Genomic DNA, 26,108 nt, shown 5'->3' on the forward strand with positions numbered 1-26,108 from the left:
CCGGATCGGCGCCTCTGGGAATGCGTGCGATAATCGGAGCCGTCGGTCCGGGGGATCCCGCATCGACGCGAAGAAGGTTTACCGGGCGAGTACCGGGCCACAGGAGATCGACAGCGTTCCGCGAATGGACGCGCCGGATCTCCGCTCCGTCGGGAGTCGACCGCAGGTCGCACCGCGGGGGAGCGCGTGTCGGATAGTCAGTTCCGAGAGTGCAGCTGCAACCGGAGTCCCGCGCCACGAGCGCGACGGGACCGGGGGAGCGGAAGGATTCGCGTCGGGCCGAGGCCCCTCGCACGAGAGAAGCATCCGGGAAGACGACGCGGCGGACGACCCGGCCGAGGAGTGCACCAGGAATGGTGGAAGACAACAGTACGAGCGGATCCGATCCGGACCGCGACGAGCCCCGCAGCGGGGCCAGGAAGATCAGCCGCCTCTTCGGTGGCCGCCGGGCGACCCGGCGGACCGAGTCGAGCGCGCCAGCGACAGGGGAGACGATCATCGACAGCAACGAGACCGACCGGACCGGAGCCGAGGGCACCGAGCTGCCCGAGACCGGGAGCACCGCCGAGGCGGCCGAGCCGTCGACGTCGACGGGCGCGGTGTTCTTCAACGCCCTCCCGCAGACTCCGGGCGCCGAGCAGGAGGAGCCGCGACGGCCCGCGCTGCCGAGCCCGTCGCTGCTGTTCCAGGCGCCGATCCTGCCCGACTACGTCGAGCTGGCTCCGCTGCCTCCCCGCGGTGCGCCGCTGGGGGTCCAGGAGGAGCGCGAGAGCCCGGCCGAGGAGCAGGGCAGCGTCCGCCGCCGCTCGCGACGCCGCAGCGGCGAGAGCGAGAGGTCCGGCTCCGACGACCCCGAGAACACCGTCGTCCGGGTCCGCCAGCCGCGCGAGCCGCGCGAGCCCCGCGAGCCCGAGCTCATCACCGAGCCGCAGCGCATCAAGGGCTCCACCCGGCTCGAGGCCAAGAAGCAGCGACGCCGCGACGGCCGCGACGCCGGCCGGCGCCGGACCGTCGTCACCGAGTCCGAGTTCCTCGCCCGCCGGGAGGCCGTCGACCGCGTCATGGTCGTCCGCTCGAAGGAGGACAGCATCCGCATCGGCGTGCTGGAGGACGGCGTGCTCGCCGAGCACTACGTCGCCCGCTCGCAGGAGGCGTCGCTCATCGGCAACGTGTACCTCGGCCGCGTGCAGAACGTCCTGCCGAGCATGGAGGCCGCCTTCGTCGACATCGGACGCGGCCGCAACGCCGTCCTCTACTCCGGCGAGGTCGACTGGGACGCCGCGAACAACGCCGGCGGCCCCCGCCGGATCGAGCTCGCGCTCAAGCCCGGCGACCGGGTCCTCGTCCAGGTCACGAAGGACCCCGTCGGCCACAAGGGCGCGCGGCTCACGAGCCAGATCTCGCTCCCCGGCCGCTACCTCGTCTACGTGCCCAACGGCTCGATGAACGGCATCTCGCGCAAGCTCCCGGACACCGAGCGCGCGCGCCTGAAGAAGATCCTCAAGGAGGTGCTGCCCGAGAACGTGGGCGTCATCGTCCGCACCGCGGCCGAGGGCGCCACGGAGGAGCAGCTGACCGTCGACGTCGAGCGCCTGACCGCGCAGTGGACGGCTCTCAGCGCGAAGGCCGCGACCGGGCAGGCTCCCGCTCTCCTGCACAGCGAGCCGGACCTGCTGATCAAGATCGTCCGCGACGTCTTCAACGAGGACTTCGAGAAGATGGTCATCGCCGGCGACGACGCGCGGGAGACCATCGAGCTCTACCTCAGCCAGGTCGCCCCCGACCTGCTCGAGCGCGTCGAGGTCTACACCGGCGAGAAGGACGCGTTCGACGAGTTCCGCATCACGGAGCAGATCGAGAAGGCGCTGGAGCGCAAGGTCTGGCTGCCCAGCGGCGGCTCGCTCGTGATCGACCGCACCGAGGCGATGACGGTGGTCGATGTCAACACCGGCAAGTTCGTCGGCTCGGGGGGCAACCTCGAGGAGACGGTCACGAAGAACAACCTGGAGGCGGCCGAGGAGATCGTCCGCCAGCTGCGCCTGCGCGACATCGGCGGCATCATCGTCGTCGACTTCATCGACATGGTGCTCGAGTCCAACCGCGACCTCGTGCTCCGCCGCCTGGTCGAGTGCCTGAGCCGCGACCGGACCAAGCACCAGGTCGCCGAGGTCACCTCGCTCGGCCTCGTGCAGATGACCCGCAAGAAGCTGGGCCTGGGCCTGCTCGAGACCTTCAGCGAGAACTGCGAGATCTGCGCCGGGCGCGGCGTCATCGTCCACCACGACCCCGTGCTCAAGCACCGCTCGACCGCCGCTCCCCAGCAGGAGCAGCGCCGCCGGGGCAAGGGCGGCGAGCAGCAGCCCGCCGCCTCCGGCCGCTCGAACGGCGGGCAGAACGGGCAGGGGGCGCCGGCGGCCAAGCCGGTCAGCACCCACGCCATCACGGACGACGCGAAGAACGCGCTCGCGCAGATCGCGGCCAGCACCATCCACCCCCAGGCCGTGCGCCAGGCGGCGGAGGAGGCGGCCGCGCTCGTCGAGGACGCCGCCGAGACCGTCGAGGCCCAGGCGCCGGAGGAGGCCGACACGGCACCCGAGGAGCAGCCGTCCGAGCCGAGCCGTCGCGGCGAGCGTCCCGCCCGGGGCGAGCGCCGCCGTCGCAGCCGCGACCGCGAGCCGCGCCAGGAGGCCGTCGAGTCGGCGCCCGCCGAGTCGGCACCCGTCGAGTCGGCGCCCGTCGAGAGCCCGGTCGAGAAGGAGGCCGAGCCGGCCGCAGCCGCTCCGATCCTCGACATCCCGATCGCGCCGGTCACGCCTCCGCGCCGCGTCCGCAGCGAGGTCGCCGAGCACCTGCTCGACTCCGTGCTCGACGCCCTGCCGGCCCCGAAGCAGCCCGGCCAGGGCCGCGCGAAGAGCCGCCGCGTCACGACGGCGGCGCTCACCGGAGTGGCGGTCATCCCCGAGCAGACGCCGCGCCGCGCCGACCAGTAGCGCGACCGAGGTGTCAGGAGGGCCCGGTGCCCGGCGAGAGCCGGCGCCGGGCCCTCTCGGCGTCCCGGTCGCGTCCGCGGACGCGCAGACCGCTCCGTCTCAGCCGCTCGACCAGCTCCCGCGCGCCGACGGGGACCGCGCCCGCCGCGACCAGCTCGTCGATCCGCTCCTCGGGCACGTCGTAGTGGTCCAGGTCGAAGCCGCGCTCGGGCACGCCGAGGCGGCGCGCGAAGTCGTGGAGCTCCTCGAGCGAGACGTCGCTCACGAGGTGCGCCCAGAGCCGGCCGTGCGCCGGCCAGCGCGCGGCGTCGACGAGGATGGCCATTCCCCGATCGTAGGCGGCGCGCCGTCCGTCCACGCGCCTCCTCCTCGACTATCGTGACGGGGTCGCCGGTCGGGCGGACACGGCTTCGCGGTCGTGTGCGTTTGACCGTGGAGCGCGGATCCCGTACTCTTGACCGTTGGTGTGGCGCGATCCATGTGCTCACGCAGATTTCCGTTGTCGCTCCGCCCCTCATGGGGCGCGGGCCGCGGTGCCGGTTCCCTCGTGTCGTGAGGAGACGGGTACGAACCGGAAGACCGGGGCTCAGCCCCGTCCCTACAAGCCCCGGACGAGGCCTCCGCTCCGTCCAGACGAGAAACAGGTACGAGAAGTGGTTTACGCAGTTGTGCGCGCCGGCGGTCGGCAGGAGAAGGTCGAGGTCGGCACCATCGTGACGATGGACCGTGTCAAGGCCGACGAGAACGGCACCGTGCAGCTTCCTGCCGTGCTGCTCGTCGACGGTGAGTCGATCACCTCGGACGCGGCGACCCTCGCGGGCGTCACCGTCACCGCCGAGGTGCTCGAGGACCTCCGCGGTCCGAAGATCATCATCCAGAAGTTCAAGAACAAGACCGGTTACAAGAAGCGCCAGGGGCACCGTCAGGACCTCACGCGCGTCAAGGTCACTGGCATCAAGTAGTCCTGCAAAGGAATTGAGCTGACCTGCGGAGCGAGCCATCGCCCTGCAGGGCAACAGCACGGGGCTGCGGCCCCCCGGTCTCGAGGAGATGAGAAATGGCACACAAGAAGGGCGCGAGCTCCACTCGCAACGGTCGCGACTCGAACGCGCAGCGTCTCGGCGTCAAGCGCTTCGGCGGCCAGGTCGTGAACGCGGGCGAGATCATCGTCCGCCAGCGCGGCACGCACTTCCACCCCGGCGCGAACGTCGGCCGCGGTGGCGACGACACTCTGTTCGCCCTCTCGGCGGGCGCTGTCGAGTTCGGCAGCAAGGGCGGCCGCAAGGTCGTCAACATCGTGGCGGCCGCCCAGTAGGGTCGACCTCCTCGGCCGTACAGGCACAGGACGCAAGGGGCGGGCTTCGGCTCGCCCCTTGCGCGTTTACCGGGGCACAGCCCCCCGGCGCCGGCATCCCGGCGCCGCACGCACTCACGGACGGATTCACACCATGGTCACCTTCGTCGACAACGTCACGCTGCATCTGCGTGCCGGCCACGGCGGCAACGGCTGCGTCTCCGTCCGTCGCGAGAAGTTCAAGCCGCTCGCCGGCCCCGACGGCGGCAACGGCGGGCACGGGGGCGACATCGTCCTCGTCGCCGATCCGCAGACGACGACGCTGCTCGCCTACCACCGCCACCCGCACCGCAGCTCCGAGAACGGCGGTCCCGGCATGGGCGACCACCGCGCGGGCGGGAACGGCGAGCTCATGGAGCTCCCCGTCCCGGTCGGCACGGTCGTCAAGTCGCCCGACGGCGACCAGCTGATCGACATGGACGAGCCGGGCCTCCGCTTCGTCATCGCTCCGGGCGGCCAGGGCGGGCTCGGCAACGCCTCGCTCGCCACCACGAAGCGCAAGGCGCCCGGCTTCGCGCTGCTCGGCACGCCGGGCTGGGAGGGCGACGTCGTCCTCGAGCTGAAGACCGTCGCCGACGTCGCGCTCGTCGGGTTCCCCTCGGCCGGCAAGTCGAGCCTCGTCGCCGCGATCTCGGCGGCCAAGCCGAAGATCGCGGACTACCCGTTCACGACCCTCGCGCCCAACCTCGGCGTCGTGCAGGCGGGGGAGTCGCGGTTCACCGTCGCCGACGTCCCCGGTCTCATCGAGGGCGCGAGCGAGGGCAAGGGCCTGGGCCTGGAGTTCCTCCGCCACGTCGAGCGCTGCACCGCGCTCGTCCACGTGCTCGACTGCGCCACGCTCGAGCCCGGCCGCGACCCGCTGACCGACCTCGACATCATCCTCGGAGAGCTGGCGGCGTACCCCGTCGGCGACGGGCAGGTGCCTCTGATCGAGCGGCCGCAGCTGATCGCCCTGAACAAGGTCGACGTGCCCGAGGCCCAGGAGCTGGCGGACTTCGTCCGAGCCGACCTGGAAGGCCGCGGCTACCGCGTCTTCGAGATCTCGACGGTCAGCCACTCCGGACTGCGCCAGCTGACCTTCGCCCTCGCCGAGATCGTCGAGAAGCACCGCCTCGAGCTCGCCGCCGTGCCGCGGGTGGAGCGCATCACCATCCGCCCGCGCGCCGTGGACGAGAAGGACTTCGAGATCCGGGTCGAGGGCGGCTCGTACGGCAACGTCTACCGGGTCCTGGGCACCAAGCCCGTGCGCTGGGTCGCGCAGACCGACTTCACGAACGACGAGGCAGTCGGCTTCCTCGCCGACCGCCTGGCGAAGCTCGGCGTCGAGAACGGCCTGTTCTCGGCAGGGGCGATCGCCGGCTCCACCGTCGTCATCGGTCCGGGCGACGGCGTCGTCTTCGACTGGGAGCCGACCCTCACCTCGACGGCCGAGCTCATCACCGCACCCCGTGGAACGGACCTCCGCCTCGAGGACAACCGGCGCAAGACCCGCAACGAGCGTCGCGAGGACTACTTCGAGCGGATGGACGCCAAGGCGGAGGCCCGCGCGGAGCTCGAGCGCGAGCGCCAGGGCGGCGTCTGGCGGGTCGCCGACGAGGACGACGGCACGGAGGTCGGCGAGCAGGGCTGACTCCCGCCACCGGGGTCGTCTGCCTCTACACTGGCCGGATGCCGCAGACGACCCCCGACAGCAGTGCGCTGAACGCGCGTTTCGCCGCCTCCCGTGCCGCGTCGCGCTCCCTCCGCAGTGCGACCACCGACCTCAAGAACCGGGCTCTGCTCGCCATCGCCGACGCGGTGCGCTCGAGCGCCGAGCGGGTCGTCCCGGCGAACGAGGTCGATCTCCAGCGGGGTCGCGAGAGCGGGATGAGCGCGGGCCTGCAGGACCGCCTCCGCCTCGACGCGGCGCGCCTGGGGTCCCTCGCGGACGCCGTCGTCGCGGTCGTCGGGCTCACGGATCCGGTCGGGCAGACGGTGCGGGGATCGAATCTGCCCAACGGCGCGTCCCTCACCCAGGTGCGGGTCCCGTTCGGCGTGGTCGGAGCGATCTACGAGGCACGGCCCAACGTCACCATCGACATCGCGGCGCTCGCCCTCAAGAGCGGGAACGCCGTGATCCTGCGCGGAGGCACGGCCGCGGAGAACACGAACCGCGTCCTGGTGGAGCTGCTGCAGGAGGCCGTCGCCTCCGTCGGCCTTCCCGCCGAGCTGGTGCAGACGGTCGACGACCACGGCCGGGAGGGCGCGAAGGCCCTCATGCGAGCGCGCGGCTACGTCGACGTCCTGGTGCCGCGGGGGAGTGCAGGCCTCATCGAGTCGGTCGTGACGGAGTCGACGGTCCCCGTGATCGAGACGGGCGCCGGTGTCGTCCACGTCTTCCTCGACGCCAGTGCCGACGAGCAGTGGGCCGTGGACATCGTCCACAACGCCAAGGTGCAGCGTCCGAGCACCTGCAACGCCCTCGAGACCCTCCTGGTCCACCGCGATGCGGCCGAGCGCCTGCTCCCTCCCGTCCTCGGCCGGCTCGCGGCCGCGGGAGTGACCGTGCACGGCGACGAGCGCGTCACGGCGCTCTGGCCCGACGCGGTGCCCGCCACCGACGAGGACTGGTCCGCCGAGTACTACTCGCTCGACGTCGCCGTCGCGGTCGTCGACGACCTCGACGCCGCGATGGCCCACATCGACCGGTACTCCACCCACCACACCGAGTCGATCGTGACGAACGACCTCCGGAGCGCCGAGCGCTTCCTCGCCGAGGTCGACTCCGCGGTCGTGATGGTCAACGCCTCCACGCGCTTCACCGACGGCGGGGAGTTCGGGTTCGGCGCCGAGGTCGGCATCTCGACGCAGAAGCTGCACGCTCGGGGTCCTATGGGCCTGCCCGAGCTGACCAGCACGAAGTGGCTGCTGCGCGGAGCGGGACAGGTCCGCGCCTAGCGCCCGGACCGGCGATCCGGCGTCGAGCGGCGTCCGGGTAGACTCGTCGGAGCCCCGCCGGGGCGACCACGACCTCCAAGGAGCACTGCATGTCCCTCGCGACGACCGTCCTCGCCGAAGCAGCGGCCCACACGGAGCTGCCGTTCCCCCCGATCGTCTTCGGCCTGATCGCCGCCGTCGCCTTCACGGCCCTCGGCTTCGTCACCTGGAGCTACCGCGACGTGGCGAACCGCCACTCGCACAAGACCGGCGCCGGCTCCCACGACCAGCACGGTCACGGACACTAGGCGGGGAGCCCAGCGATCGTGACGTCCGCCGCGAGCGGAGGCCCGCGGCGTCCGCGCATCGGCGTGATGGGCGGCACCTTCGATCCGATCCACCACGGTCACCTGGTCGCCGCCTCCGAGGTGGCCCAGTCGTTCGACCTGGACGAGGTCGTCTTCGTGCCCACCGGCCAGCCGTGGCACAAGAAGACCGTGACCTCGGCCGAGCACCGGTACCTGATGACGGTCATCGCGACGGCCTCGAATCCGCAGTTCACCGTGAGCCGCGTGGACGTCGACCGGATCGGGACGACCTACACGATCGACACCCTGCGCGACATCCACGCCGCGCACCCGGACGCCGAGCTGTTCTTCATCACCGGAGCGGACGCCGTCGCCCAGATCCTGAGCTGGAAGGACTACGACGAGCTGTGGGAGCTGGCCCACTTCGTCGCCGTCAGCCGGCCGGGGCACGTCCTCAACGTTTCGGGATTGCCGGCCCAGGACGTATCCTTGTTGGAGATTCCGGCACTGGCGATCTCCTCGACCGACTGTCGGAGCCGCGTCAACCGGGGTCATCCGGTCTGGTACCTGGTTCCCGACGGTGTCGTCCAGTACATCTCGAAGCACCACCTGTATCGGAGCACGCCATGACAGTTCAGCCCGAGGAGAAGCCGCTCACCCGGCGCGAGATCCGCGAGCGCGAGAGACGCGAGGCCGGTGCGGCCACGACCGCCGCCGTTCCGACGACGTCCCGCCGAGCTGCCACCGCGACCGCCACCACCGCCGGCGACATGCCCGTGCTGACCCCCACCCAGGCCCTGCGGATCACCCCCGTCGAGCCGAGCCCTGCGGGCGAGCCCGACCTGCGCACCTCCTCGATGGAGATCGTCGCCACCGAGAACGCCACGGGCCGCCAGCTGACCCGTCGGGAGCTGCGCGCACTGCTGGCGCAGCAGCAGGCGGAGAAGGTCGCCGCCGCCCCGGAGGCGGAGCCGCCCGCCGACGAGGAGCGGTCGGACGACGAGCGCTCCGACGACGTCGAGGGCGCCCTCGAGCGCGCCTCGGCGCTCCCGCCGACCGGGGCCGTCCCCGTGATCGAGGCGGCCGACGAGTCGCGCGATGCGGAGCCGGCGCCCGAGGAAGCTGCGGAGCAGGAGGCGGAGGGCGACGAGGACGTCGTCAGCGAGGACGCCCTCGAGGCGTCCGAGCAGGACGCGGACGAGTCCGCCGCCGATGCGAGCACGGACGCCGACGAGTCCGATGCGGCCGAGGTGCACGAGGCCGGGATCGAGAGCTCCTCCTCCGACGACGAGACGCCGTCCTCCGACGAGCGGAACGCGGACGACGAGCAGCCCGAGCAGCCGCATCTGAACACCGCGCTCTTCGCGTCGGTGGGCGGATCCCTCGACATCGCCGACGAGAAGGCCACCGAGATCACCGGGAGCTTCGAGCCGCCGATCGAGCACCTCGCCATCACCGAGGAGCTCGACAGCAAGTCGAAGGAGGAGGTGGACGCCTCGTTCGACTCCCTCATCGCGAGCGGAGTCGCCGCCACCGGTGCCGTCACCACCACCAACGCGCTGATCCTGCCGACCACGGGCCCCGGCGCGACCGTCGGCACCGACACGGGGGAGATCCTCGTCACCGGCTCGTTCGACCTCCCCCGCAGCCTCGGCTCCACGGGCCAGCACCCGAACCTCTACGACTCGCCCGATGTGGACCGCTACGTCGACCGCATCGACCGCGAGCAGCCCGCCGGCGAGTCCGAGCCGGTCCGGGCGTCCAGCGCCGTCTCCACGCACGCCGCCGGCACCTCGATGATCGCGCCCCAGAAGCGCGCCGGCGTGAGCGTCCCGGTGGTCCTCGCGATCACCGCGGCCGTCCTGCTGGTCGGCGCGATCGCGCTGTTCATCGGCGGCTTCGTGCTCAACATCTTCTGATCTCCACCACCGACACTGAAGGCTTCATGACTGCGACCGATTCCGCCCGCGCCCTGCTCCAGCTCGCGGCCACCGCCGCCGACTCCAAGGGCGGTGAGGACCTCGTCGCCCTCGACGTCTCGGGGCCGCTTCCGCTGGTCGACATCTTCCTCCTCGCCACCGGCCGCTCCGAGCGCAACGTGGTCGCGATCGCGAACGAGGTGGAGGACCGCCTGAACGACTCCGGCGCCAAGCTGCTGCGCCGCGAGGGCCGCGCGGAGGGCCGCTGGATCCTCCTCGACTTCGGCGACCTCGTCGTGCACGTCTTCCACGAGGAGGACCGCATGTACTACTCGCTCGAGCGCCTCTGGAAGGACTGCCCGACGGTGCCGTTCACCCTCGAGCAGCCGGTCGCCGTCGACTCGTCGACGTCCTCGAACTGACGAACACGCCCGGCGTCGGCGCTCGATTTCACTTCATGCGGTTCGTGTTGTAGTTTATTCGAGTTGCTTCCGCCGGGCGGAGGCAGAGCAAGACAGTACGACGCAAGGGTCCGTGGCGCAGCTGGTAGCGCACCTGCATGGCATGCAGGGGGTCAGGGGTTCGAATCCCCTCGGATCCACCGAACAGGTCCGCACTCCTCCGGGAGTGCGGACCTTCGTCGTTTCGGGCGCTGCAGGATCCGTCGCCGTCCTGTCCGGCTCGGTCTTCTCCTGCTCGGGCCGGTCCGGCTCGGGCCGGTCCGGCCCAGGCCTGTTCGTCTCAGGCCCGTCCTGCCCGTCCTGCCAGGCACGACCGTGCGAGTCCGGCCGCCGGGTCCACAGGCTCGTCACGCACGGATCGGTCCGACCGGCTCGACATGGCCGCCGCACCCGGCGAGGAACCCGGAGAGCTCGCGCCACGCGTCCTCCTCGATGGTGGTGCCCGGGCGTCGTGCGAGATCGGCCAGGGCGTCCGTCAGCTCGTCGAGTCCCGTCACGATCCTCGTCCGCGCCGCTCCCGTGCCCTGCCATCCCGGCGCGTACGTCCTGACGTCGGGGTGGCTGTAGAGCACGGCCGTCTCGAACCACGGCGTCGGCAGACCCTGCAGGGCGAGGTGCTCCTTCAACCTCGCGGCCTGGATCCGGACCTGCCGGGCGGGGACGTGCTGCTCGACATGGGTGCGCACCGTCCACCGCGACGCCGTCCCCGGTGCGATCTGAACAGCGAAGGCCTCGGGCAGGGCGTCCTCGTCGACGAGGACGCCGTAGGAGGGGTGGACGGTACCGGGCCGCACGCCGTCGAAGACGACCCCCTGCCAGTACTTGGCCTCGATGATGAGCGCGCCGTGCCGGGTGAGCAGCAGATGGTCGATCTGCGCGAGGAAGCGGCGCGTCGTGCGTGCCTCGACCGGTACGAAGACGACGTTCGTGGCGAGGACGCCGGACAATCCCGCCGAGGCGCACGCCTCCCGGATCAGAGTGTGCGAGACGGCCTCGCTCCTCCAGGTCCTGGCGAGCGCGTCCCGGGTCTGCTCGGCCTCCTCCTGCGCCGTCTCGAGCTCGGTCCGACCGAGGTCGCGCTCAGTCTCGTGCCTGCGCGTCAGTGCCTTCAGCGCCACCTCGTGGCTCCGGTCGCGCTCGGCGATCGTGCGCTGGTGCTCCTCCGAGGCCTCCTCCGCGGCCTGTTCCGCCGCCGCTCTCGCCGCGGCACGCCGTCGGCGGCCGGTGACGACAGTGATGAGGAGGGCCAGGAGCAGGGCGGCCGCGACGGCCCAGGGCAGGTGCTCGTTCATGGTCCCCAGGCAAGCACGGACCACCGACCGTGCGCCGCGACGGCTCCCGATCGCGCCGGTCCGGCAGACCGGCCGCGTGCCGACTCCCTCCGCGCCGCGCGGTCTCGTCACCCGGTTCTCGATCGTGGACGCGCTGCTCGCCGGGCTCTTCGACGGAGTCGTGAACCGCCGCGAGGGGGATGCGCACGGCGATCTCGGACTCGGCTGCGGCGACCACACGGACGGAAAGCTCGTGATCCTCGACGGCGTGCGCCGGCTCTTCCGGGGTGACGGCTCCGTGGCCGTCCTCGCGCCCGACGACGTCCTCGCCTTCGCGGAGGCCGCACGGTTCGAGCCCGACCATGTCCTCCCGGTCGAGGACCTCGTCTCCCTCGACGCTCTGCTGGCCGCGGTGCGCTCGCTCGTGCCCAGTCCGAACGTCTTCGTCGGCGTCCGCCTGCGCGAGCGGGCGGAGGCCCTGACCCTCCGCCGGCCGATCGCGCAGGCGAAGCCCTACCGCCGCCTGCGGACGCGATCCGCGATCAGCACGAGGTCCGGCTGACCGGCGTCGAGGGCACGCTGCTGGGCTTCGTCGGCCCGGAGCCGTTCCAGGGGATCAGTGTCGCCGGCCTGCACGCGCACGTCGTCGACACCACCGGCGGGATCGGCGGTCACGTGCTCGCCGTCTCCGGAGTCACCGGCCCTGCTCGAGATCGAGCAGTACGGCGGCACGACCGTCCGACTGCCCGAGTCGGTCGACTACCTGCGAGCCGACCTCGACGCGGCGGCCGACGCCGACGCCGCGATCCGCGCCGTCGAGACCGACCCCCCGCGCTGAGCGGCCCTACCCTGGACGCATGCCCACACTGCGCGACGTCCACGCCGTCATCGACCGCCTCTGGCCCGAGGCGGCCGCCGAGAGCTGGGACGCGCCCGGCCTGGTCACCGGCGACCCCGACTCCGCGGTCGAGCGGATCCTGCTCACGGTCGACGTGGTCTCCGACACCGTCGCTGAGGCCGTCGACGGCGGATACCAGCTCCTGATCGCGCACCACCCGCTGCTGCTGCGCGGCGTCACCTCGATCGCCGAGGACGGCTACAAGGGCCGCCTGCTCGCGGACCTCATCCGGGGCGGCTGCGCACTGATCTCGGCCCACACGAATGCCGACATCGTGGCCGACGGGGTCTCGGACGTGATCGCCACCCGCCTGGGCCTGACCGGCACGACTCCGCTCGTCCCGGGCGCCGACGCGTCGGTCGGGCTCGGCCGGGTGGGCGACCTGCCCGAGGAGGTGACGCTCGGACGCCTGGCCGGAGCGGTGGCCGAGCTCCTGCCGGCCACCGCAGGGGGAGTGCGGGCCGCGGGCGGCTACGAGACGCCCGTGCGCCGCGTGTCGCTCTGCGGGGGAGCGGGGGACTCGCTCCTGGACGCCCCTGCGGTCCGCACGAGCGACGTCTTCATCACCGCCGACCTCCGGCACCACCCGGCGTCCGAGGCGCGCGAGAGAGCCCTGCACGGCACCGGGCCCGCCCTCATCGACGTCTCGCACTGGGCGAGCGAGTGGCTGTGGCTCGACGTCGCCGCGACCGCGCTGCGGGAGGCCCTGCCCACGGTCACCGTCGAGGTGAGCGAGACCCGCACCGACCCGTGGGATTTCGCGATCGTTCACTGACCCGCCGCGGGCGCGGGAGAATGGACGCGGCGCGCCCGTACTGCGCGCCGGGAACGAGGACCGCCACGTGAAAGCCAGCCCCGCACACCAGCGCGAACTCCTGACTCTGGCGAGTCTGGACACGAGGGGCGCGCAGCTGCGCCACGCCCTCGCGACGCTCCCGCAGATCGCGCGGATCCAGGCGATGCAGGCCCGCGACAACGAGACCCGCCGCTCCCTCGCCGAGCGCACCGGGCGCCTCGAGGACGTGCGCACCGAGCTCGGGCGCATCGAGTCCGACGTCAGCGTGGTCGAGAAGCGCCTCACCCGCGATCGCGACCGCCTGCAGACCGCGTCCGCGGCCAAGGACATCGCCGCGCTCGAGAGCGAGATCACCTCCCTCGTGAAGCGCCGGGGAGACCTCGAGGACATCGAGCTGACCCTGATGGAGCGGATCGAGGGCATCGAATCCGAGGTCGCCGCGGCCCAGGCCGAGCGCGACGAGGTCGTCGCCTCGCTCGGGACCCTCGCCGAGGAGCGCGACGCGCAGGCCGAGAAGCTCCGCGACAAGCAGGAGGCGCTCGGCCGGGACCGCGCCGATCTGGTGACGACCCTTCCGGAGGACCTGGTCGAGCTGTACGAGAAGCAGCGCGCCCGCTACGGGGTCGGTGCGGCCCTCCTCCGCGGGAAGGTGTCGGAGGGGAGCGGCGTGGCCCTCACCGAGTCGGACCTCTCCTGGATCCGCGCCTCCGCTCCGGACGAGGTCGTCCTCTGCCCCGACAGCGGCTGCATCCTGGTGCGCGGCGAGGAGTCCACCCTCGCCTGAGCCGTACACTGGACGGGCGAACGGGCCGGCAAGACGGTCGCGTCACCGCGGCGAGAGCCGTGGTGCCGAGGAACGTCCGGGCTCCGCAGAGCAGGGCGGTGGGCAACACCCACCCGGGGCGACCCGCGAGACAGTGCCACAGAGAACAGACCGCCGTCGGCTCCGGCCGGCGGTAAGGGTGAAACGGTGGTGTAAGAGACCACCAGGGGCCGGAGTGATCCGGTCCGCTCGGTAAACCTCGCCCGGAGCAAGGTCAGACAGAGGACGATGCGGCTGCTCGTCGGGTCCTCGGGTAGACCGCTGGAGGGTCACGGCGACGTGGCTCCGAGAGAGATGGCCGTCCAGCGCCCGCCGAGAGGCGCGGCGTGAACAGAACCCGGCGTATCAGCCGACCCCTTCGCCACGAGATGCCCCGCCCCGGCGGGGCATCTCGCGTCTCCGCCCGCCGCGGTCCTCGCGCTCCCGTCCGCGCTGGCAGCGCGACGGCGGGGCGCGGCGGCTCCGGGGTCTCGACACGCCGCTCCGCGGCTCCTCGACCAGCACGACGCGGCCGACGTCTCGCCCTGCACGGGCGGACGCAGGGGCTCCTCCAACGGCGCTCGGTAGGCGCCGGTCCGGCGGAGAGGTCTCCCTCAGCCGCTGTTCGGCTACTCGACCAGCACGGCCCCGGACGTGCGCGCCGCACCCCGTCGTCGCTGATCACTGAGACACGACCACTGAGCCTGCGCAGTCCGCCCACGTCCCTGCACCGCCGCGCCGCTCGCAAGGCGAACCGGTGGAACGCGTCCCAGCGTTTCGCCGTAGCCGTCCGCACCCCGCTCCCCGGAACCCGCCACCTCCCTCGACCGACCGCGCCTCGACGGGCAGGGACAGCCGAGGAGAAGGACTCAGTCCCGCCCTGCGAGCGCGGCCGCGCCGAGGATGCCGGCGTTGTTCCGGAGCGCCGCCGGGATGATCGGGGTGCGCAGGTCGAGCAGCGGCAGGAACTCGTCGTGGTGCTTGGAGATGCCGCCGCCGACGATGAAGAGGTCCGGCCAGAGCAGCGCCTCGAGGTGGGAGTAGTAGCGCTGCAGGCGCTTGGCCCAGTGCTTGTAGTCGAGGTCGTCGCGCTCCTTGGCGGCGAACGAGGCCTTCTTCTCGTAGTCGCCGCCGTGGATCTCGAGGTGGCCGAGCTCGGCGTTGGGGATGAGGATCCCGTCGTGGATCTGCGCCGTCCCGATGCCGGTGCCGAGCGTGGTCATGATGACCAGGCCCTTCGTGTCCTTCGCCGCTCCGAAGCGCGACTCGGCGTAGCCCGCCGCGTCGGCGTCGTTGACGAAGAAGATGTTCCGGCCGATCGCGTCCTCGAACAGCTTCTCGGCCTCGAGGCCGATCCACTCGTCGGACACGTTCGCCGCCGACATCGTGCGTCCGTGGACGACGACGGCGGGGAAGCAGATGCCGACCGGGGTGTCCGAGGGCAGGTCCGGGATCTTCTCGAGGATCTGCTGGACGGTGGCGACGATGTCCTTCGGCGTGCCGCCCGGGGGAGTGGCGAGCTTCATCCGGTCGCTGAGCAGAGTGCCCGCGGCCAGGTCCACCGAGGCCCCCTTGATGCCCGTTCCCCCGATGTCGATCCCGATGGCGGTCGCCGCAGCAGTCATAGCGGCCATGCTAGCGAAGGGCGAGGGGTGCGGACCGACGCGGGCTGCGGCGTAGGATCGCGGCATGGCTGACGGCGACGCGAACTCCTGGTGGTACAACCTCAAGGCCGGCACGGTGGAGCAGGGATTCGTGTCCCCCTCCGTCGACCGGGTCGGGCCCTTCTCCTCGCGCGAGGAGGCGGAGCACGCCCTCGAGCGGCTGCACGAGAACAGCCGCAAGTGGGCCGAGGAGGACGCCGCCGAGGACCGCTGAGCCCAGCTACTCGTAGCTGTGCTCCGCGCCGGGGTAGGCGCCGGACTCGACGTCGTCCCGGTACGCGGTGACCGCTCCGGTGAGCACGCCGCGGAGGTCTGCGTACTGCTTCACGAAGCGGGGGATCCGGCCGGTGGTGAATCCGGCGAAGTCCGTCCACACGAGCAGCTGTCCGTCGACGTGCGGTCCCGCTCCGACTCCGATCGTGGGGATGCGCAGCTCCGCCGTCACCTGACGTGCCGCGTCGGCGGGCACCATCTCGAGGACGACGGCGAAGGCGCCGGCCTCCTGGACGGCGCGCGCGTCGGCGAGCAGCTGCTCGATCCCCTCGCCGCGTCCCTGGACCATGTGGCCGCCGAGCCCGTGCTCGCTCTGCGGCGTGAAGCCGATGTGCGCCATCACGGGGATGCCCGCCTCGACGATGCGCCGGATCTGCTCGGCGGAGCGGACTCCGCCCTCGAGCTTCACCGCGTGGGCGTGCGTCTCCTTCATGAAGCGGAACGCCGTGTGGAGCGCGTCGTCGGGGCCCGACTCGTAGGAGCCGAAGGGCATGTCCGCGACGACGAAAGCGCGATCGACGGCCCCGGCGACGGCCCGCGCCAGCGGGATGAGCTCGTCGACGGTGACGGGCAGAGTGGTGTCGTAGCCCAGCACCGTGTTGCCGGCCGAGTCGCCCACGAGGAGGAAGTCGATCCCGGCGTCGTCGAAGATCTTCGCCGTCAGCTGGTCGTAGCTGGTCAGCCCGGTGATGCGGACACCGGAGTCCTTCGCGTTCTGGAAGTGGCGGGTTCGAACGCGTTTCACGGGCTGCGCTGACATGGGCGCCAGTCTACGGCGCGCCTCGGGCGCCCCGCGGGCTCCGGCCGGAGGCAGTAGCCTGAGGGTCGAAACAGGAGGGGTCTGGATGGACAAGCAACGGGACTTCGTTCTTCGCACCATTGAAGAGCGAGGGATCAAATTCGTTCGCCTCTGGTTCACCGACGTCGTCGGCACGCTGAAGTCGGTCGCGATCGCGCCGGCCGAGGTCGAGGGCGCGTTCGCGGAGGGGCTCGGCTTCGACGGCTCCGCCATCGAGGGCCTCACCCGCTCCTTCGAGGCCGACGTCCTCGCCCACCCGGATCCGTCGACCTTCCAGATCCTCCCGTGGCGCGGGGAGATCGATCCGACGGCGCGGATGTTCTGCGACATCACCACGCCGGACGGCCAGCCCGCCGTCGCCGATCCCCGCAACGTTCTCAAGCGCACGCTGGCGAAGGCGGCCGAGCGGGGCTTCACCTTCTACACGCACCCGGAGATCGAGTTCTACCTCCTCAAGTCGTCGTCCTTCGGTGCCGAGGGTCCGGAGCCGGTCGACTCCGCCGGGTACTTCGACAACGTCCCCGGAGGCACGGCGCACGACTTCCGCCGCCGCTCCGTGCGCATGCTGGAGGATCTCGGCATCTCGGTGGAGTTCAGCCACCACGAGGCGGGCCCCGGCCAGAACGAGATCGACCTCCGCTACGCGGACGCGCTCACCACGGCCGACAACATCATGACCTTCCGCACCGTGATCAAGGAGGTGGCGATCGAGCAGGGCGTCTACGCGACGTTCATGCCGAAGCCGCTCTCCGGGCACCCCGGCTCGGGCATGCACACGCACCTCTCGCTCTTCGAGGGCGACGTCAACGTGTTCTACGAGCAGGGCGCCCAGTACCAGCTCTCGAAGCTCGGCCGCCAGTTCATCGCGGGCCTGCTCAAGCACGCGCCCGAGATCACCGCCGTGACGAACCAGTTCGTCAACTCCTACAAGCGGCTCTGGGGCGGCGACGAGGCGCCCAGCTACGTCTCGTGGGGCCACAACAACCGCTCCGCCCTCGTGCGCGTTCCGCTCTACAAGCCCAACAAGGGGCAGTCCTCGCGCATCGAGTACCGGGCGCTGGACTCCGCGGCGAACCCCTACCTGGCGTACTCGCTGCTCCTGGCGGCCGGGCTCAAGGGCATCGAGGAGGGCTACGAGCTCCCCGCCGAGGCCGAGGACAACGTCTGGGCGCTCTCGGACGCGGAGCGCCGGGCGCTCGGCTACGGCGCTCTGCCCGCCAGCCTCGACCGCGCCATCTCGCTGATGGAGGAGTCGGAGCTCGTCGCCGAGACGCTGGGCGAGCAGGTGTTCAACTTCGTGCTGCTCAACAAGCGCAAGGACTGGGCCGAGTACCGCGCCCAAGTCACGCCGTACGAGCTGCGCAGCAACCTCGAGATGCTCTGACCCTTCGGCCATGCCCCGCGAACGCTCCCTCCGCGATGTCGCACGCCTCGGCTTCGCCGCGCTCGGCGAGACCGGGTCGCGGTTGGCCCAGGCGGAGGAGCTGGCCGGGCGGCAGCTCGAGTCGGTGCTGCCCTCCTTCGCTCGCGTGGCGGACCCGGACGAGGCGCTGCTCGCTCTGATCGACCTGCTGCGGCGGCACCGCGACCGGATGGACGCGGTCCTCGCCGACGACGACGCCCTGACCCGGCTGCTGCTGGTGGTGGGGGCCTCGTCCGGCCTCGCCGACTTCCTGCAGCGCCGGCCGGACGAGCTGGCCATCGTCCTCGAACCCGTCCGCACCCTCCCGGGGCGCGCCGAGATGAAGGCGGAGCTCCTCGAGTCGGTCGGCGCCGTCGACGGCTTCTCGTCGCTCCGGGAGGAGGCGGGCTGGACGGCGCTGCGCGTGCGGTACCGCCGCCTCCTCACCAGGATCGTCGTCCACGACCTGAGCCAGGCCGACCCCGTTGCGGCGATCGACCGGGTGACGAGGGCGCTGGCCGACCTCGCCGGAGCCGCGCTGGAGGCGTCCCTCGCCGTGGCGCGGACCGAGCTGGTCGAAGGCACGGGCCGCTTCGGCCGGGACGAGGTCGCCGCCACCCGCTTCGCCGTCATCGGCATGGGCAAGGCGGGAGCGTCCGAGCTCAACTACGTCAGCGACGTCGACGTGATCTTCGTCGCGGAGGGCGACCCGGAGAAGGAGCTGACGAACGCCCGCGCGATCGACGTCGCCACCCGGCTCGCCGTGCTCCTCATGCGCGGCACGTCCGCGCTGGCGATGGAACCGGAGCTCTGGGAGGTCGACCCGAACCTGCGCCCCGAGGGCAAGCAGGGTGCGCTCGTGCGCACTCTCGAGTCGCACATCACCTACTACGACCGGTGGGCGAAGAGCTGGGAGTTCCAGGCGCTCCTGAAGGCGCGTCCGCTCGCGGGCGACCCCGAGCTCGGGCGGGCGTACGTCGACGCGGTGGCGCCGAAGGTGTGGTCGAGCGCGTCCCGCGAGAACTTCGTCGAGTCGGTGCAGCGGATGCGGGAGCGGGTCACCGAGAACATCCCGCAGAACGACGTCCACTACCAGATCAAGCTCGGGCCCGGCGGTTTGCGCGACATCGAGTTCACCGTCCAGCTGCTCCAGCTCGTGCATGGGCAGACCGACGACGAGATCCACATGCCCGGTACGCTCCTCGGTCTGGGCGCCCTCGCCGACCGCGGGTACATCGGGCGCTCCGCTGCGGAGGAGTTCGCGCAGGACTACCGCGCGCTGCGGCTGCTCGAGCACCGCCTGCAGCTGCGACGCCTGCGCCGCACGCACCTGATGCCGCGGGACGAGCACGAGCTGCGCACCCTCGCCCGCTCCAGCGGCCTCGCCCGCACGGCGGAGGAGCTGCTGACGGTGTGGAACAGCATCAAGCACCGCGTCCGCGGTCTGCACGAGCGCCTGTTCTACCGGCCGCTGCTGTCCGCCGTCGCCGCGCTGTCCGACGGCGGCGCCGAGCTCTCGACCGGTCAGGCGGAGGCGCGCCTGGCCGCCATCGGCTTCGCCGACGCACGCGGGGCGCTCGGCCACATCGCGGCGATGACCTCCGGCGTCTCGCGGCGCGCGAGCATCCAACGCCATCTCGTGCCGGTGATGCTGCAGTGGTTCGCCGACGGTCCGGACCCCGACTACGGACTCCTCGCCTTCCGGCGGCTGAGCGACGCGCTCGGCGGGACGCCCTGGTTCCTGCGGATGCTCCGTGACTCCTCCGGCGCTGCGAAGCGGCTCACCACGGTGCTCTCGGGCTCGCGCTTCGTGGGCGAGCTGCTCGACCGCATCCCGGAGTCGGCGGCCTGGCTCGAGGACGACGACGCTCTCCGGCCCCGGAGCGCGGCGCAGCTCGCCGAGGAGGTCCGCGCCGTGCTCGCGCGGCACGAGACGTCCGACGCGGTCGCCTCGGTCCTCCGCTCGATGCGCCGGCGCGAGGTGCTGCGGACCGCCATGGGGGGCGTGCTCGGTCTCAGCTCGATCGAGGAGATCGCGACCAGCCTCACCGACATCATCAGCGCGCTGCTGGGCGGCGTGCTCGCCGCCGTCCGGCGCGGCAGTGCGACGCGGCCCGGCGCCGACGCGGAGTTCGCGATCATCGGCATGGGCCGCTACGGAGGGGCGGAGCTGGGCTTCGGGTCCGACGCCGACGTGATGTACGTCCAGCGCCCCGGCACGGCCGAGCCGCACCAGGCCCAGCTCTACTCGCAGTTCGTCGTCGCCGAGCTGGTCCGGCTCACGGAGGACTCCCGCCTGCCGCTCGACCTCGACGCCGACCTGCGGCCCGAGGGCAAGAACGGGCCGCTCGTGCGCTCCCTCGACTCCTACCGCGCCTACTACGCCCGCTGGTCCCTGACCTGGGAGGCGCAGGCTCTGCTGCGGGCGCGGGGAGTGGCGGGGGACCGGTCGCTCATCGAGGACTTCGAGGAGTTGGCCGACGGGGTCCGCTATCCGGGGGCGGTCTCCGACCGCGACATCCGCGAGGTGAAGCGGATCAAGGCACGGGTCGAGAGCGAGCGCCTGCCGCAGGGAGCCGACCCCCGCCGGCACCTCAAGCTCGGCCGCGGATCGCTGAGCGACGTCGAGTGGCTGGTGCAGCTCCTCCAGCTGCAGCAGGCGCGGCGGACCCCGGCGCTCCGGACGACCTCGACCCTCACCGCCCTCGCCGTCGCGGAGGAGGAGGGCATGATCGGCCCGCAGGACGCGGAGCGGCTGCGCGCCGCGTGGATCCTCGCCTCCCGCGTCCGCTCGGGCACCACCCTCTGGGGCAACCGCACCAGCGACGTCCTCCCGACCGACCGCCGTCAGCTCGAGGGCGTCGCTCGCCTGCTGGAGTATCCGGCCGGGTCCGCGACGGCGCTCGAGGACGACTACCTCGGAGTGACCCGCCGCTCCCGCGCGGTCTTCGAGCGGCTGTTCTACGGGCCGGCGGCGGAGGACACCCCCTCCTACCGCTGACGCCGGGCGCCGGGAACGGCGCAGGGCCGCCCCTCCGAGGAGGAACGGCCCTGCTGCGGTGCTGCGGGATCAGACCCCGTAGTACAGCTCGAACTCGAACGGGTGAGGACGCTGCGCGAGGGGCTTGATCTCCTTCTCGCGCTTGTACTCGATCCAGGTGTCGATGAGCTCCTGAGTGAACACGCCGCCCTGGAGGAGGAAGTCGTGGTCGGCCTCGAGGGCGTCGAGCGCCTCGCCGAGGGTCGCGGGGACCTGCGGGATGAGCTTCGCCTCCTCGGGGGGCAGCTCGTAGAGGTCCTTGTCGACCGGCTCGTGCGGCTCGATGCGGTTCTTGATGCCGTCGAGGCCCGCCATCAGCTGCGCGGCGAACGCGAGGTACGGGTTGCCGGAGGCGTCGGGCGCGCGGAACTCGATGCGCTTGGCCTTCGGGTTGGTGCCCGTGATCGGGATGCGGATGGACGCGGAGCGGTTGCCGGCCGAGTACACCAGGTTGACCGGCGCCTCGAAGCCCGGGATCAGGCGGTGGTAGGAGTTGACCGTCGGGTTCGTGAACGCGAGGACGGCGGGGGCGTGCTTGAGCAGGCCGCCGATGTACCAGCGCGCGAGGTCCGAGAGACCGCCGTAGCCGTTCTCGTCGTAGAACAGCGGCGTGCCGTCGTTCCACAGCGACTGGTGGGTGTGCATGCCCGAGCCGTTGTCGCCGAAGAGCGGCTTCGGCATGAACGTGGCGGTCTTGCCCCACTGCTCCGCCGTGTTCTTGACGATGTACTTGAACTTCAGGATGTCGTCCGCCGCGTGGACCATCGTGTCGAAGCGGTAGTTGATCTCGGCCTGGCCGCCGGTGCCCACCTCGTGGTGGGAGCGCTCGAGGATGAGGCCGGCGTCGATCAGCTTGAGGCAGATGTCGTCGCGGAGGTCGGCCTGCTTGTCGACCGGGCTGACGGGGAAGTAGCCGCCCTTGTAGGGAGTCTTGTTGCCCAGGTTGCCGCCCTCCTCGACGCGTCCGGAGTTCCAGGCGCCCTCGACCGAGTCGACGGAGTGGAACGCCGAGTTCTGCGTGACCTCGTAGCGGACGTCGTCGAAGATGTAGAACTCCGCCTCCGGGGCGAAGAACGCGGTGTCGGCGATACCGGTCGACGCGAGGTACTTCTCGGCCTTCTTCGCGACCTGGCGGGGGTCCTTCGAGTAGATCTCGCCGTTGCGCGGGTTGTAGATGTCGAAGACGAGGATCAGCGTGCGCTCGACGCGGAACGGGTCCACGTAGGCGGTGGTCACGTCAGGGATCAGCTGCATGTCCGATTCGTGGATGTTCGCGAATCCGCGGATCGAGGACCCGTCGAAGAGCTGGCCGACGGAGAAGAACTCCTCGTCGACTGTCGAGGCGGGGATGTTGAAGTGCTGCTGGACACCGGGGAGATCGGTGAACCGGATGTCGAGGAACTTGACGTCCGTGTCCTTGATGAACGTGAGCACCTCGGAAGAATCTTTAAACATGCAAAGGTCTCCAATGGCGTAACGGGGTGCTGCAGAGCGCAGCCGTTCCAGGGTAGTGACGGGGGGTTTCCCCACCGTGTCCCTGTTGTTTCCGACATGTTACGGGGCCCGTCCGGGGTCGGGCTCCACGTCGCGGGCCGGACCGGCCGCACCTCGGGCCGCTCCGAGACGCCGCGGATAGGATCGGAGGATGCCAGCCGCCGACCGCAGGACCTTCGCCGACGCCGCCCCGAGCTCGTACCCGGGGGAGCGCCTCGGCCTCCCTCGAGAAGGCCGCCTCTCGGTCGGACGGTCCGGCCGCCGCATCGCCGCCCTGGCCGTCGACTTCGCCGTCGCCGCCCTCCTGTCGCTCGCGTTCTTCGACTACGACCGCTGGGCGAGCCTGCTGCTGTTCGTCCTGCTGCAGGTCGTCTTCATCCCCACCATCGGCGGCAGCATCGGGCACCGCCTGCTCGGGATGCGCGTCATCCGGCTCGGCGGTGGCTGGGTCGGCGTGTGGCGCCCGATCGTGCGCTCGGTGCTGCTGGCCGTGCTGGTGCCGGCGCTCGTCTGGGACTCGGATCAGCGCGGCTTCCACGACAAGGTGGCCGGGACGGTGCTCGTCCGCTACTGACGGTGACGCAGACGGAGCAGGCCGGTCGGGAGCGATCCCGACCGGCCTGTCGTGTCGTGCGTCAGCGCGAGCGCTGCGGGCGCACCTTGAAGGGGTCGACGCCCTTCGGGATGGGCAGCGACGTGTTGAGCGAGGAGAGCCGGTTCTTCACCGCGAGGACCTCGGCCTTGGTGAGGACCTTCTTCGTCTTCGAGAGGCGGCTCGGCACCTTGTGCAGCGGAGTCGCGTCGGCGTCGGAGCCGACGTGCACGAAGGTGACGGGGACGTTCGGCAGGATCCGCGACACCTTGCGCCGCTCGTCCTCGAGCATGCGCTTGGTGCGGGAGGCGGGGCCCTCCGCGATCAGCACGACGCCTCCGCGGCCGACAGCACGGTAGACCGCGTCCTGGGTCTTGCCGTTGACGGCGACGGGCATCTCCCCGCCGGTCCAGGTGCCCCGCAGGCCGCTGCGCAGAACGGCGCCGACCGCGCCGGGCTGCCCGGCGATCTGGCCGTAGGCGGCGCGCTCGGCGCGACGCGAGAGCACGGCGAGTCCGGCGACGAGTCCGGCCATCACGCCCACGACGATCCACAGCGCGATCACGAAGCCGTTGCCGTTGCCGAGCAGGACGCCGAGGAGCACGCCGAGCAGGATCGGGAGCAGGAGCGCGAGGAGGATGATCCAGACGGCGCTGCTGTCGTAGCGGCGGGTCATCTGGAACACCTGCCACATCTGCTTGAGACGTCCGGGTTCCTTGACCGCCTTCGTCGACGGTTCCGTGCTGCGTGCCATGACGTCAAGGATACCGAGCGGGAGCGCGGCGACGGACCCCGGACGCGGATCCGGCTCCTCCACAGAGAACGCGTGCGCCGATCCCTCCACTGATCGGGATCGGCGCGCGTCCTCCGCCGCGGTCCGCGGTCAGGCTCCCCTCATGACGAGCAGCGGGACGGTCCAGAGCCGGAGGAGCGGCGGAGTGCGGACGGGGAGGCGGCGGACGCCTGAGCCGGACGCCTCACCGGCGGTCGAGAGGACGATGCGGCCCCGGGACGCCGAGGCGCTGCAGGCCTCGCCGGTGGCTCGTCTCGCCGAGCACCGCCACCGCGAGCGCATCGTCCGAGTGGAGTCGTCTCCGAGGAGGTGCGTCGTCTCGACCGCTCCTCCCGTCGTCGCCACGCTCGAGAGGTTCCTGCGGGTCGAGCGGGGGATCGGACTCGGCGCCGCGGTCACCCTGCTCGCCCCCGTGGTCGGAGCCGTGCGCTCGGCCGCACTCGAGGGAGCCTGGCTGGGTCCGACGACGGACGACATCGGCCTGACGGAGGAGGGCCGGCCGCTGCTGCTGCTGACGACGCCCGCCGTCGACACCCCGCCTGCGGCGCGCGACGCGCTGCAGCGGGTCCTGGAGCGCCTCGGGATGCTCTGTCCGGAGCTGCCGGTCGCCGCACTCGCGCGGCACCGCGACCTGCTGGCGCTAGAGGGCGGCCTCTACGGACTCGCGGATCCGCAGGGGATCGGCGAGGCGGTCCGGGCGCTGCCGACGTCCGGAGCGGATGCACCTGGTCGGGAGGCGGTGCTCACTCCTGCTGCCCGGCATCGGCGCGTCCATCCGCTCGACGGATGGCAGGACCGCCTCCGGGTGTTCGTCGTCCGGCGTCGGGGACCGCTGTCCGTCGGGACGGCGATCGTGCTGGGAGCGGTGCTCGCCGGTTCGCTCGCGGGCGGGCCCGGTCGGCAGGTGCAGGACGCGGAGGCGTCCACCGGAGCCGCGCCCGTCCCGACACGGTCGACTCCGCGGGCGGAGGCGACGACCGCGGCATCGCCGGCTCCGGTCGCGTCGGCCTCGCTCGACGCCGAGCAGGCGGCGGAGGTGCTGATCGACGCGGTGCGCCTGTGCGGTGACCGGGAGTGCGCCCGCGGGCTGGTCACGGCGGACTCGCCGCTCGACGACGCGGCTGGCGGCCCCGCCTCCGCTGTCCCGACGACGGGAGAGGTCTCGGCGGTCCTCGTCGACGTGTACGGGGCGTCGGCCGTGGTGCACCTCCGGACGACCCCGGGAACGACAGCGGCCTCCGTCCTGATCATCAGGACGGAGGCCGGCTGGCTCATCCGCGACGTCTACGCCGGAGCACCCTCGTGAGAGTCGCGCTCAGGAGGAGCGGCTCAGATGCCGAGGTCGTTCTCGAACGAGCCCTCCTCGAGGCGCTCCTTGATCGCGACCAGGAAGCGCGCCGCGTCGGCTCCGTCGACCGTGCGGTGGTCGTACGAGAGCGCGAGGAAGACGGTCGAGCGGATCGCGATGGCGTCAGCGCCGTCCACCTGCACGACGGCCGGCTTCTTGGTGACGATGCCGGTGCCGAGGATCGCGGTCTGCGGCAGGAACACGACGGGCGTGTCGAAGAGGGCTCCGCGCGAACCGGTGTTGGTCAGCGTGAAGGTGCCGCCGGCGAGCTCGTCCGGCTTGAGCTTGTTGTTGCGGGTGCGCTCGGCCAGGTCGCCGATGGTGGAGGCGATCTGCGCGAGGTTCAGCTCGGAGGCGTTCTTGAGGACCGGGGTCAGCAGGCCGCGCTCGGTGTCGACGGCGATGCTGATGTTCTCGTGGTCCGGGTAGACGATCGACTCGCCGTCGAGCGTCGAGTTGATCACCGGGTAGGCCTTGAGTGCCTCAGCCGCTGCGAGGGCGAAGAACGGGAGGAAGGACAGCTTGGCGCCGGTCTTCTCCTGGAAGCTCTTCTTGACCGAGTCGCGGAAGCGGGCGACCGCCGTGACGTCGACCTCGATGACCGAGGTGAGCTGAGCGCTCGTCTGCATGGACTCGACGGCGCGCTGAGCGAGGACCTTGCGCAGGCGCGACATCGGCTGCGTGGTGCCGCGGAGGGGCGAGGTCTCGAGCGGGGTGCGCGCGGCCTTCGCGGCTGCGGCGGCGGGCGCCGAGACCGGGGCGGCCGGAGCCGACTTGGCGGCCTCGACCGCGTCGAGGACGTCCTGCTTGCGGATGCGGCCACCGACTCCGGTTCCCGTGAGGGTGGAGAGGTCGATGCCGTTCTCGCCCGCGAGCTTGCGCACGAGCGGGGTGACGTAGCCGGGGTTGGAGTCGGTGGGCTCCGGGGAGGCGGCGGGCGCGGCGGCAGCGGGGGCCGGCGCGCCCGCCGCCTCCCCGGAGCCCACCG

General features: G+C 71.7%; 24 protein-coding genes, 1 tRNA gene, 1 other RNA gene and 1 pseudogene. 20 read left to right on the plus strand and 7 right to left on the minus strand.

Going from position 1 to position 26,108, the window contains the following annotated elements; genetic code table 11:
- The first annotated feature begins 353 nt into the window (after positions 1 to 353).
- Complete coding sequence (locus C5D08_RS04795) at positions 354 to 2,990, plus strand: Rne/Rng family ribonuclease (protein WP_104276060.1); 2,637 nt, start codon at positions 354 to 356, stop codon at positions 2,988 to 2,990.
- A gap of 13 nt (positions 2,991 to 3,003) precedes the next feature.
- Here the strand turns inward: C5D08_RS04795 and C5D08_RS04800 are convergent, their stop codons facing one another.
- Positions 3,004 to 3,315 carry a DUF4031 domain-containing protein gene (locus C5D08_RS04800; RefSeq protein ID WP_104226718.1) on the minus strand — a complete coding sequence of 104 codons (312 nt, stop codon included), beginning with the start codon at positions 3,313 to 3,315 and terminating at the stop codon, positions 3,004 to 3,006.
- A 328-nt stretch (positions 3,316 to 3,643) separates the two neighbouring features.
- Between C5D08_RS04800 and rplU the strand changes: the two genes are divergently transcribed.
- The 9 genes from rplU to C5D08_RS04845 all read left to right on the plus strand — a co-directional run bounded on the left by rplU (position 3,644) and on the right by C5D08_RS04845 (position 10,088).
- On the plus strand, positions 3,644 to 3,952 hold the full coding sequence (gene rplU / locus C5D08_RS04805; RefSeq protein WP_104223682.1) for a 50S ribosomal protein L21: 309 nt from the start codon (positions 3,644 to 3,646) through the stop codon (positions 3,950 to 3,952).
- Positions 3,953 to 4,047: 95 nt separating this feature from the next.
- Positions 4,048 to 4,305: a 50S ribosomal protein L27 gene (gene rpmA / locus C5D08_RS04810; protein WP_068209107.1), complete on the plus strand. Its 258-nt coding sequence runs from the start codon at positions 4,048 to 4,050 to the stop codon at positions 4,303 to 4,305.
- A 133-nt stretch (positions 4,306 to 4,438) separates the two neighbouring features.
- Positions 4,439 to 5,974 (plus strand): GTPase ObgE, encoded by a 1,536-nt coding sequence (gene obgE / locus C5D08_RS04815; RefSeq protein WP_104276061.1) that lies wholly within the window; start codon positions 4,439 to 4,441, stop codon positions 5,972 to 5,974.
- A 38-nt stretch (positions 5,975 to 6,012) separates the two neighbouring features.
- Positions 6,013 to 7,281: a glutamate-5-semialdehyde dehydrogenase gene (locus tag C5D08_RS04820; protein WP_104276062.1), complete on the plus strand. Its 1,269-nt coding sequence runs from the start codon at positions 6,013 to 6,015 to the stop codon at positions 7,279 to 7,281.
- A gap of 89 nt (positions 7,282 to 7,370) precedes the next feature.
- On the plus strand, positions 7,371 to 7,568 hold the full coding sequence (locus C5D08_RS04825; protein WP_104223679.1) for a hypothetical protein: 198 nt from the start codon (positions 7,371 to 7,373) through the stop codon (positions 7,566 to 7,568).
- 18 nt (positions 7,569 to 7,586) lie between these two features.
- Positions 7,587 to 8,198, plus strand: a complete 612-nt coding sequence (gene nadD / locus C5D08_RS04830) for a nicotinate-nucleotide adenylyltransferase (protein WP_104276063.1) — start codon at positions 7,587 to 7,589, stop codon at positions 8,196 to 8,198.
- Positions 8,195 to 9,487 carry a hypothetical protein gene (locus tag C5D08_RS04835; protein ID WP_104276064.1) on the plus strand — a complete coding sequence of 431 codons (1,293 nt, stop codon included), beginning with the start codon at positions 8,195 to 8,197 and terminating at the stop codon, positions 9,485 to 9,487. The genes nadD and C5D08_RS04835 overlap by 4 nt, the downstream gene beginning before the upstream one ends.
- Before the next feature lie 26 nt (positions 9,488 to 9,513).
- Positions 9,514 to 9,909 carry a ribosome silencing factor gene (rsfS, locus tag C5D08_RS04840; RefSeq protein WP_104223676.1) on the plus strand — a complete coding sequence of 132 codons (396 nt, stop codon included), beginning with the start codon at positions 9,514 to 9,516 and terminating at the stop codon, positions 9,907 to 9,909.
- A gap of 106 nt (positions 9,910 to 10,015) precedes the next feature.
- Positions 10,016 to 10,088: transfer RNA gene (locus tag C5D08_RS04845), tRNA-Ala, on the plus strand.
- Between the two features lie 207 nt (positions 10,089 to 10,295).
- Here C5D08_RS04845 and C5D08_RS04850 read toward each other — a convergent pair.
- A complete protein-coding gene (locus C5D08_RS04850) occupies positions 10,296 to 11,240 on the minus strand; it encodes a nuclease-related domain-containing protein (RefSeq protein ID WP_104276065.1) in 945 nt (314 codons plus the stop codon).
- Between C5D08_RS04850 and C5D08_RS04855 the strand changes: the two are divergent.
- From C5D08_RS04855 to rnpB, 5 genes and pseudogenes are all read left to right on the plus strand, one after another.
- A pseudogene (locus C5D08_RS04855) lies at positions 11,239 to 11,849 on the plus strand (acetolactate decarboxylase); the annotation flags it as partial. The gene C5D08_RS04850 and the pseudogene C5D08_RS04855 overlap by 2 nt on opposite strands.
- Positions 11,839 to 12,057, plus strand: coding sequence for a hypothetical protein (locus C5D08_RS04865; RefSeq protein WP_104276067.1), 219 nt, complete (start codon positions 11,839 to 11,841; stop codon positions 12,055 to 12,057). The pseudogene C5D08_RS04855 and the gene C5D08_RS04865, both read left to right, overlap by 11 nt.
- Positions 12,058 to 12,076: 19 nt before the next feature.
- On the plus strand, positions 12,077 to 12,892 hold the full coding sequence (locus tag C5D08_RS04870) for a Nif3-like dinuclear metal center hexameric protein (protein WP_104276068.1): 816 nt from the start codon (positions 12,077 to 12,079) through the stop codon (positions 12,890 to 12,892).
- Positions 12,893 to 12,959: 67 nt separating this feature from the next.
- Positions 12,960 to 13,697 (plus strand): zinc ribbon domain-containing protein, encoded by a 738-nt coding sequence (locus C5D08_RS04875; protein WP_104276069.1) that lies wholly within the window; start codon positions 12,960 to 12,962, stop codon positions 13,695 to 13,697.
- Between the two features lie 21 nt (positions 13,698 to 13,718).
- An RNA gene (gene rnpB, locus C5D08_RS04880) (RNase P RNA component class A) lies at positions 13,719 to 14,097 on the plus strand.
- A 487-nt stretch (positions 14,098 to 14,584) separates the two neighbouring features.
- On the opposite strand, the gene ppgK is transcribed toward rnpB, so the two are convergent.
- The gene (ppgK, locus tag C5D08_RS04885) at positions 14,585 to 15,340 is read right to left on the minus strand and encodes a polyphosphate--glucose phosphotransferase (RefSeq protein WP_104276070.1); all 756 of its coding nucleotides are present in this window, start codon (positions 15,338 to 15,340) and stop codon (positions 14,585 to 14,587) included.
- Between the two features lie 64 nt (positions 15,341 to 15,404).
- Here ppgK and C5D08_RS04890 point away from each other — a divergent pair, with 64 nt between their 5' ends.
- A complete protein-coding gene (locus C5D08_RS04890; protein ID WP_104223671.1) occupies positions 15,405 to 15,593 on the plus strand; it encodes an SPOR domain-containing protein in 189 nt (62 codons plus the stop codon).
- 6 nt (positions 15,594 to 15,599) lie between these two features.
- Here C5D08_RS04890 and panB read toward each other — a convergent pair whose 3' ends face one another.
- Positions 15,600 to 16,412, minus strand: a complete 813-nt coding sequence (gene panB, locus C5D08_RS04895) for a 3-methyl-2-oxobutanoate hydroxymethyltransferase (protein ID WP_104276071.1) — start codon at positions 16,410 to 16,412, stop codon at positions 15,600 to 15,602.
- Positions 16,413 to 16,497: 85 nt separating this feature from the next.
- Between panB and C5D08_RS04900 the strand changes: the two genes are divergently transcribed.
- A complete protein-coding gene (locus tag C5D08_RS04900) occupies positions 16,498 to 17,835 on the plus strand; it encodes a glutamine synthetase family protein (RefSeq protein ID WP_068253236.1) in 1,338 nt (445 codons plus the stop codon).
- Between the two features lie 10 nt (positions 17,836 to 17,845).
- A complete protein-coding gene (locus C5D08_RS04905; protein WP_104276072.1) occupies positions 17,846 to 20,854 on the plus strand; it encodes a bifunctional [glutamine synthetase] adenylyltransferase/[glutamine synthetase]-adenylyl-L-tyrosine phosphorylase in 3,009 nt (1,002 codons plus the stop codon).
- Between the two features lie 69 nt (positions 20,855 to 20,923).
- On the opposite strand, the gene glnA is transcribed toward C5D08_RS04905, so the two are convergent.
- Complete coding sequence (gene glnA / locus C5D08_RS04910) at positions 20,924 to 22,348, minus strand: type I glutamate--ammonia ligase (RefSeq protein WP_104276073.1); 1,425 nt, start codon at positions 22,346 to 22,348, stop codon at positions 20,924 to 20,926.
- 190 nt (positions 22,349 to 22,538) lie between these two features.
- On the opposite strand from glnA, the gene C5D08_RS04915 reads away from it, so the two are divergent.
- Entirely contained in the window at positions 22,539 to 22,961 is a 423-nt protein-coding gene (locus tag C5D08_RS04915; RefSeq protein ID WP_104223667.1) for an RDD family protein, read from the plus strand.
- A 61-nt stretch (positions 22,962 to 23,022) separates the two neighbouring features.
- On the opposite strand, the gene C5D08_RS04920 is transcribed toward C5D08_RS04915, so the two are convergent.
- Positions 23,023 to 23,733, minus strand: a complete 711-nt coding sequence (locus C5D08_RS04920) for a DUF4191 domain-containing protein (protein WP_104276086.1) — start codon at positions 23,731 to 23,733, stop codon at positions 23,023 to 23,025.
- A gap of 244 nt (positions 23,734 to 23,977) precedes the next feature.
- Here C5D08_RS04920 and C5D08_RS04925 point away from each other — a divergent pair, with 244 nt between their 5' ends.
- Positions 23,978 to 25,078 (plus strand): hypothetical protein, encoded by a 1,101-nt coding sequence (locus C5D08_RS04925; protein WP_104276074.1) that lies wholly within the window; start codon positions 23,978 to 23,980, stop codon positions 25,076 to 25,078.
- Positions 25,079 to 25,101: 23 nt separating this feature from the next.
- Here the strand turns inward: C5D08_RS04925 and sucB are convergent.
- On the minus strand, positions 25,102 to 26,108 hold a 1,007-nt coding region (sucB, locus tag C5D08_RS04930; protein ID WP_104276075.1), incomplete at its 5' end, for a 2-oxoglutarate dehydrogenase, E2 component, dihydrolipoamide succinyltransferase.

The sequence above is a fragment of the Rathayibacter sp. AY1B6 genome, from assembly GCF_002932755.1.
Lineage (GTDB): Bacteria > Actinomycetota > Actinomycetes > Actinomycetales > Microbacteriaceae > Rathayibacter.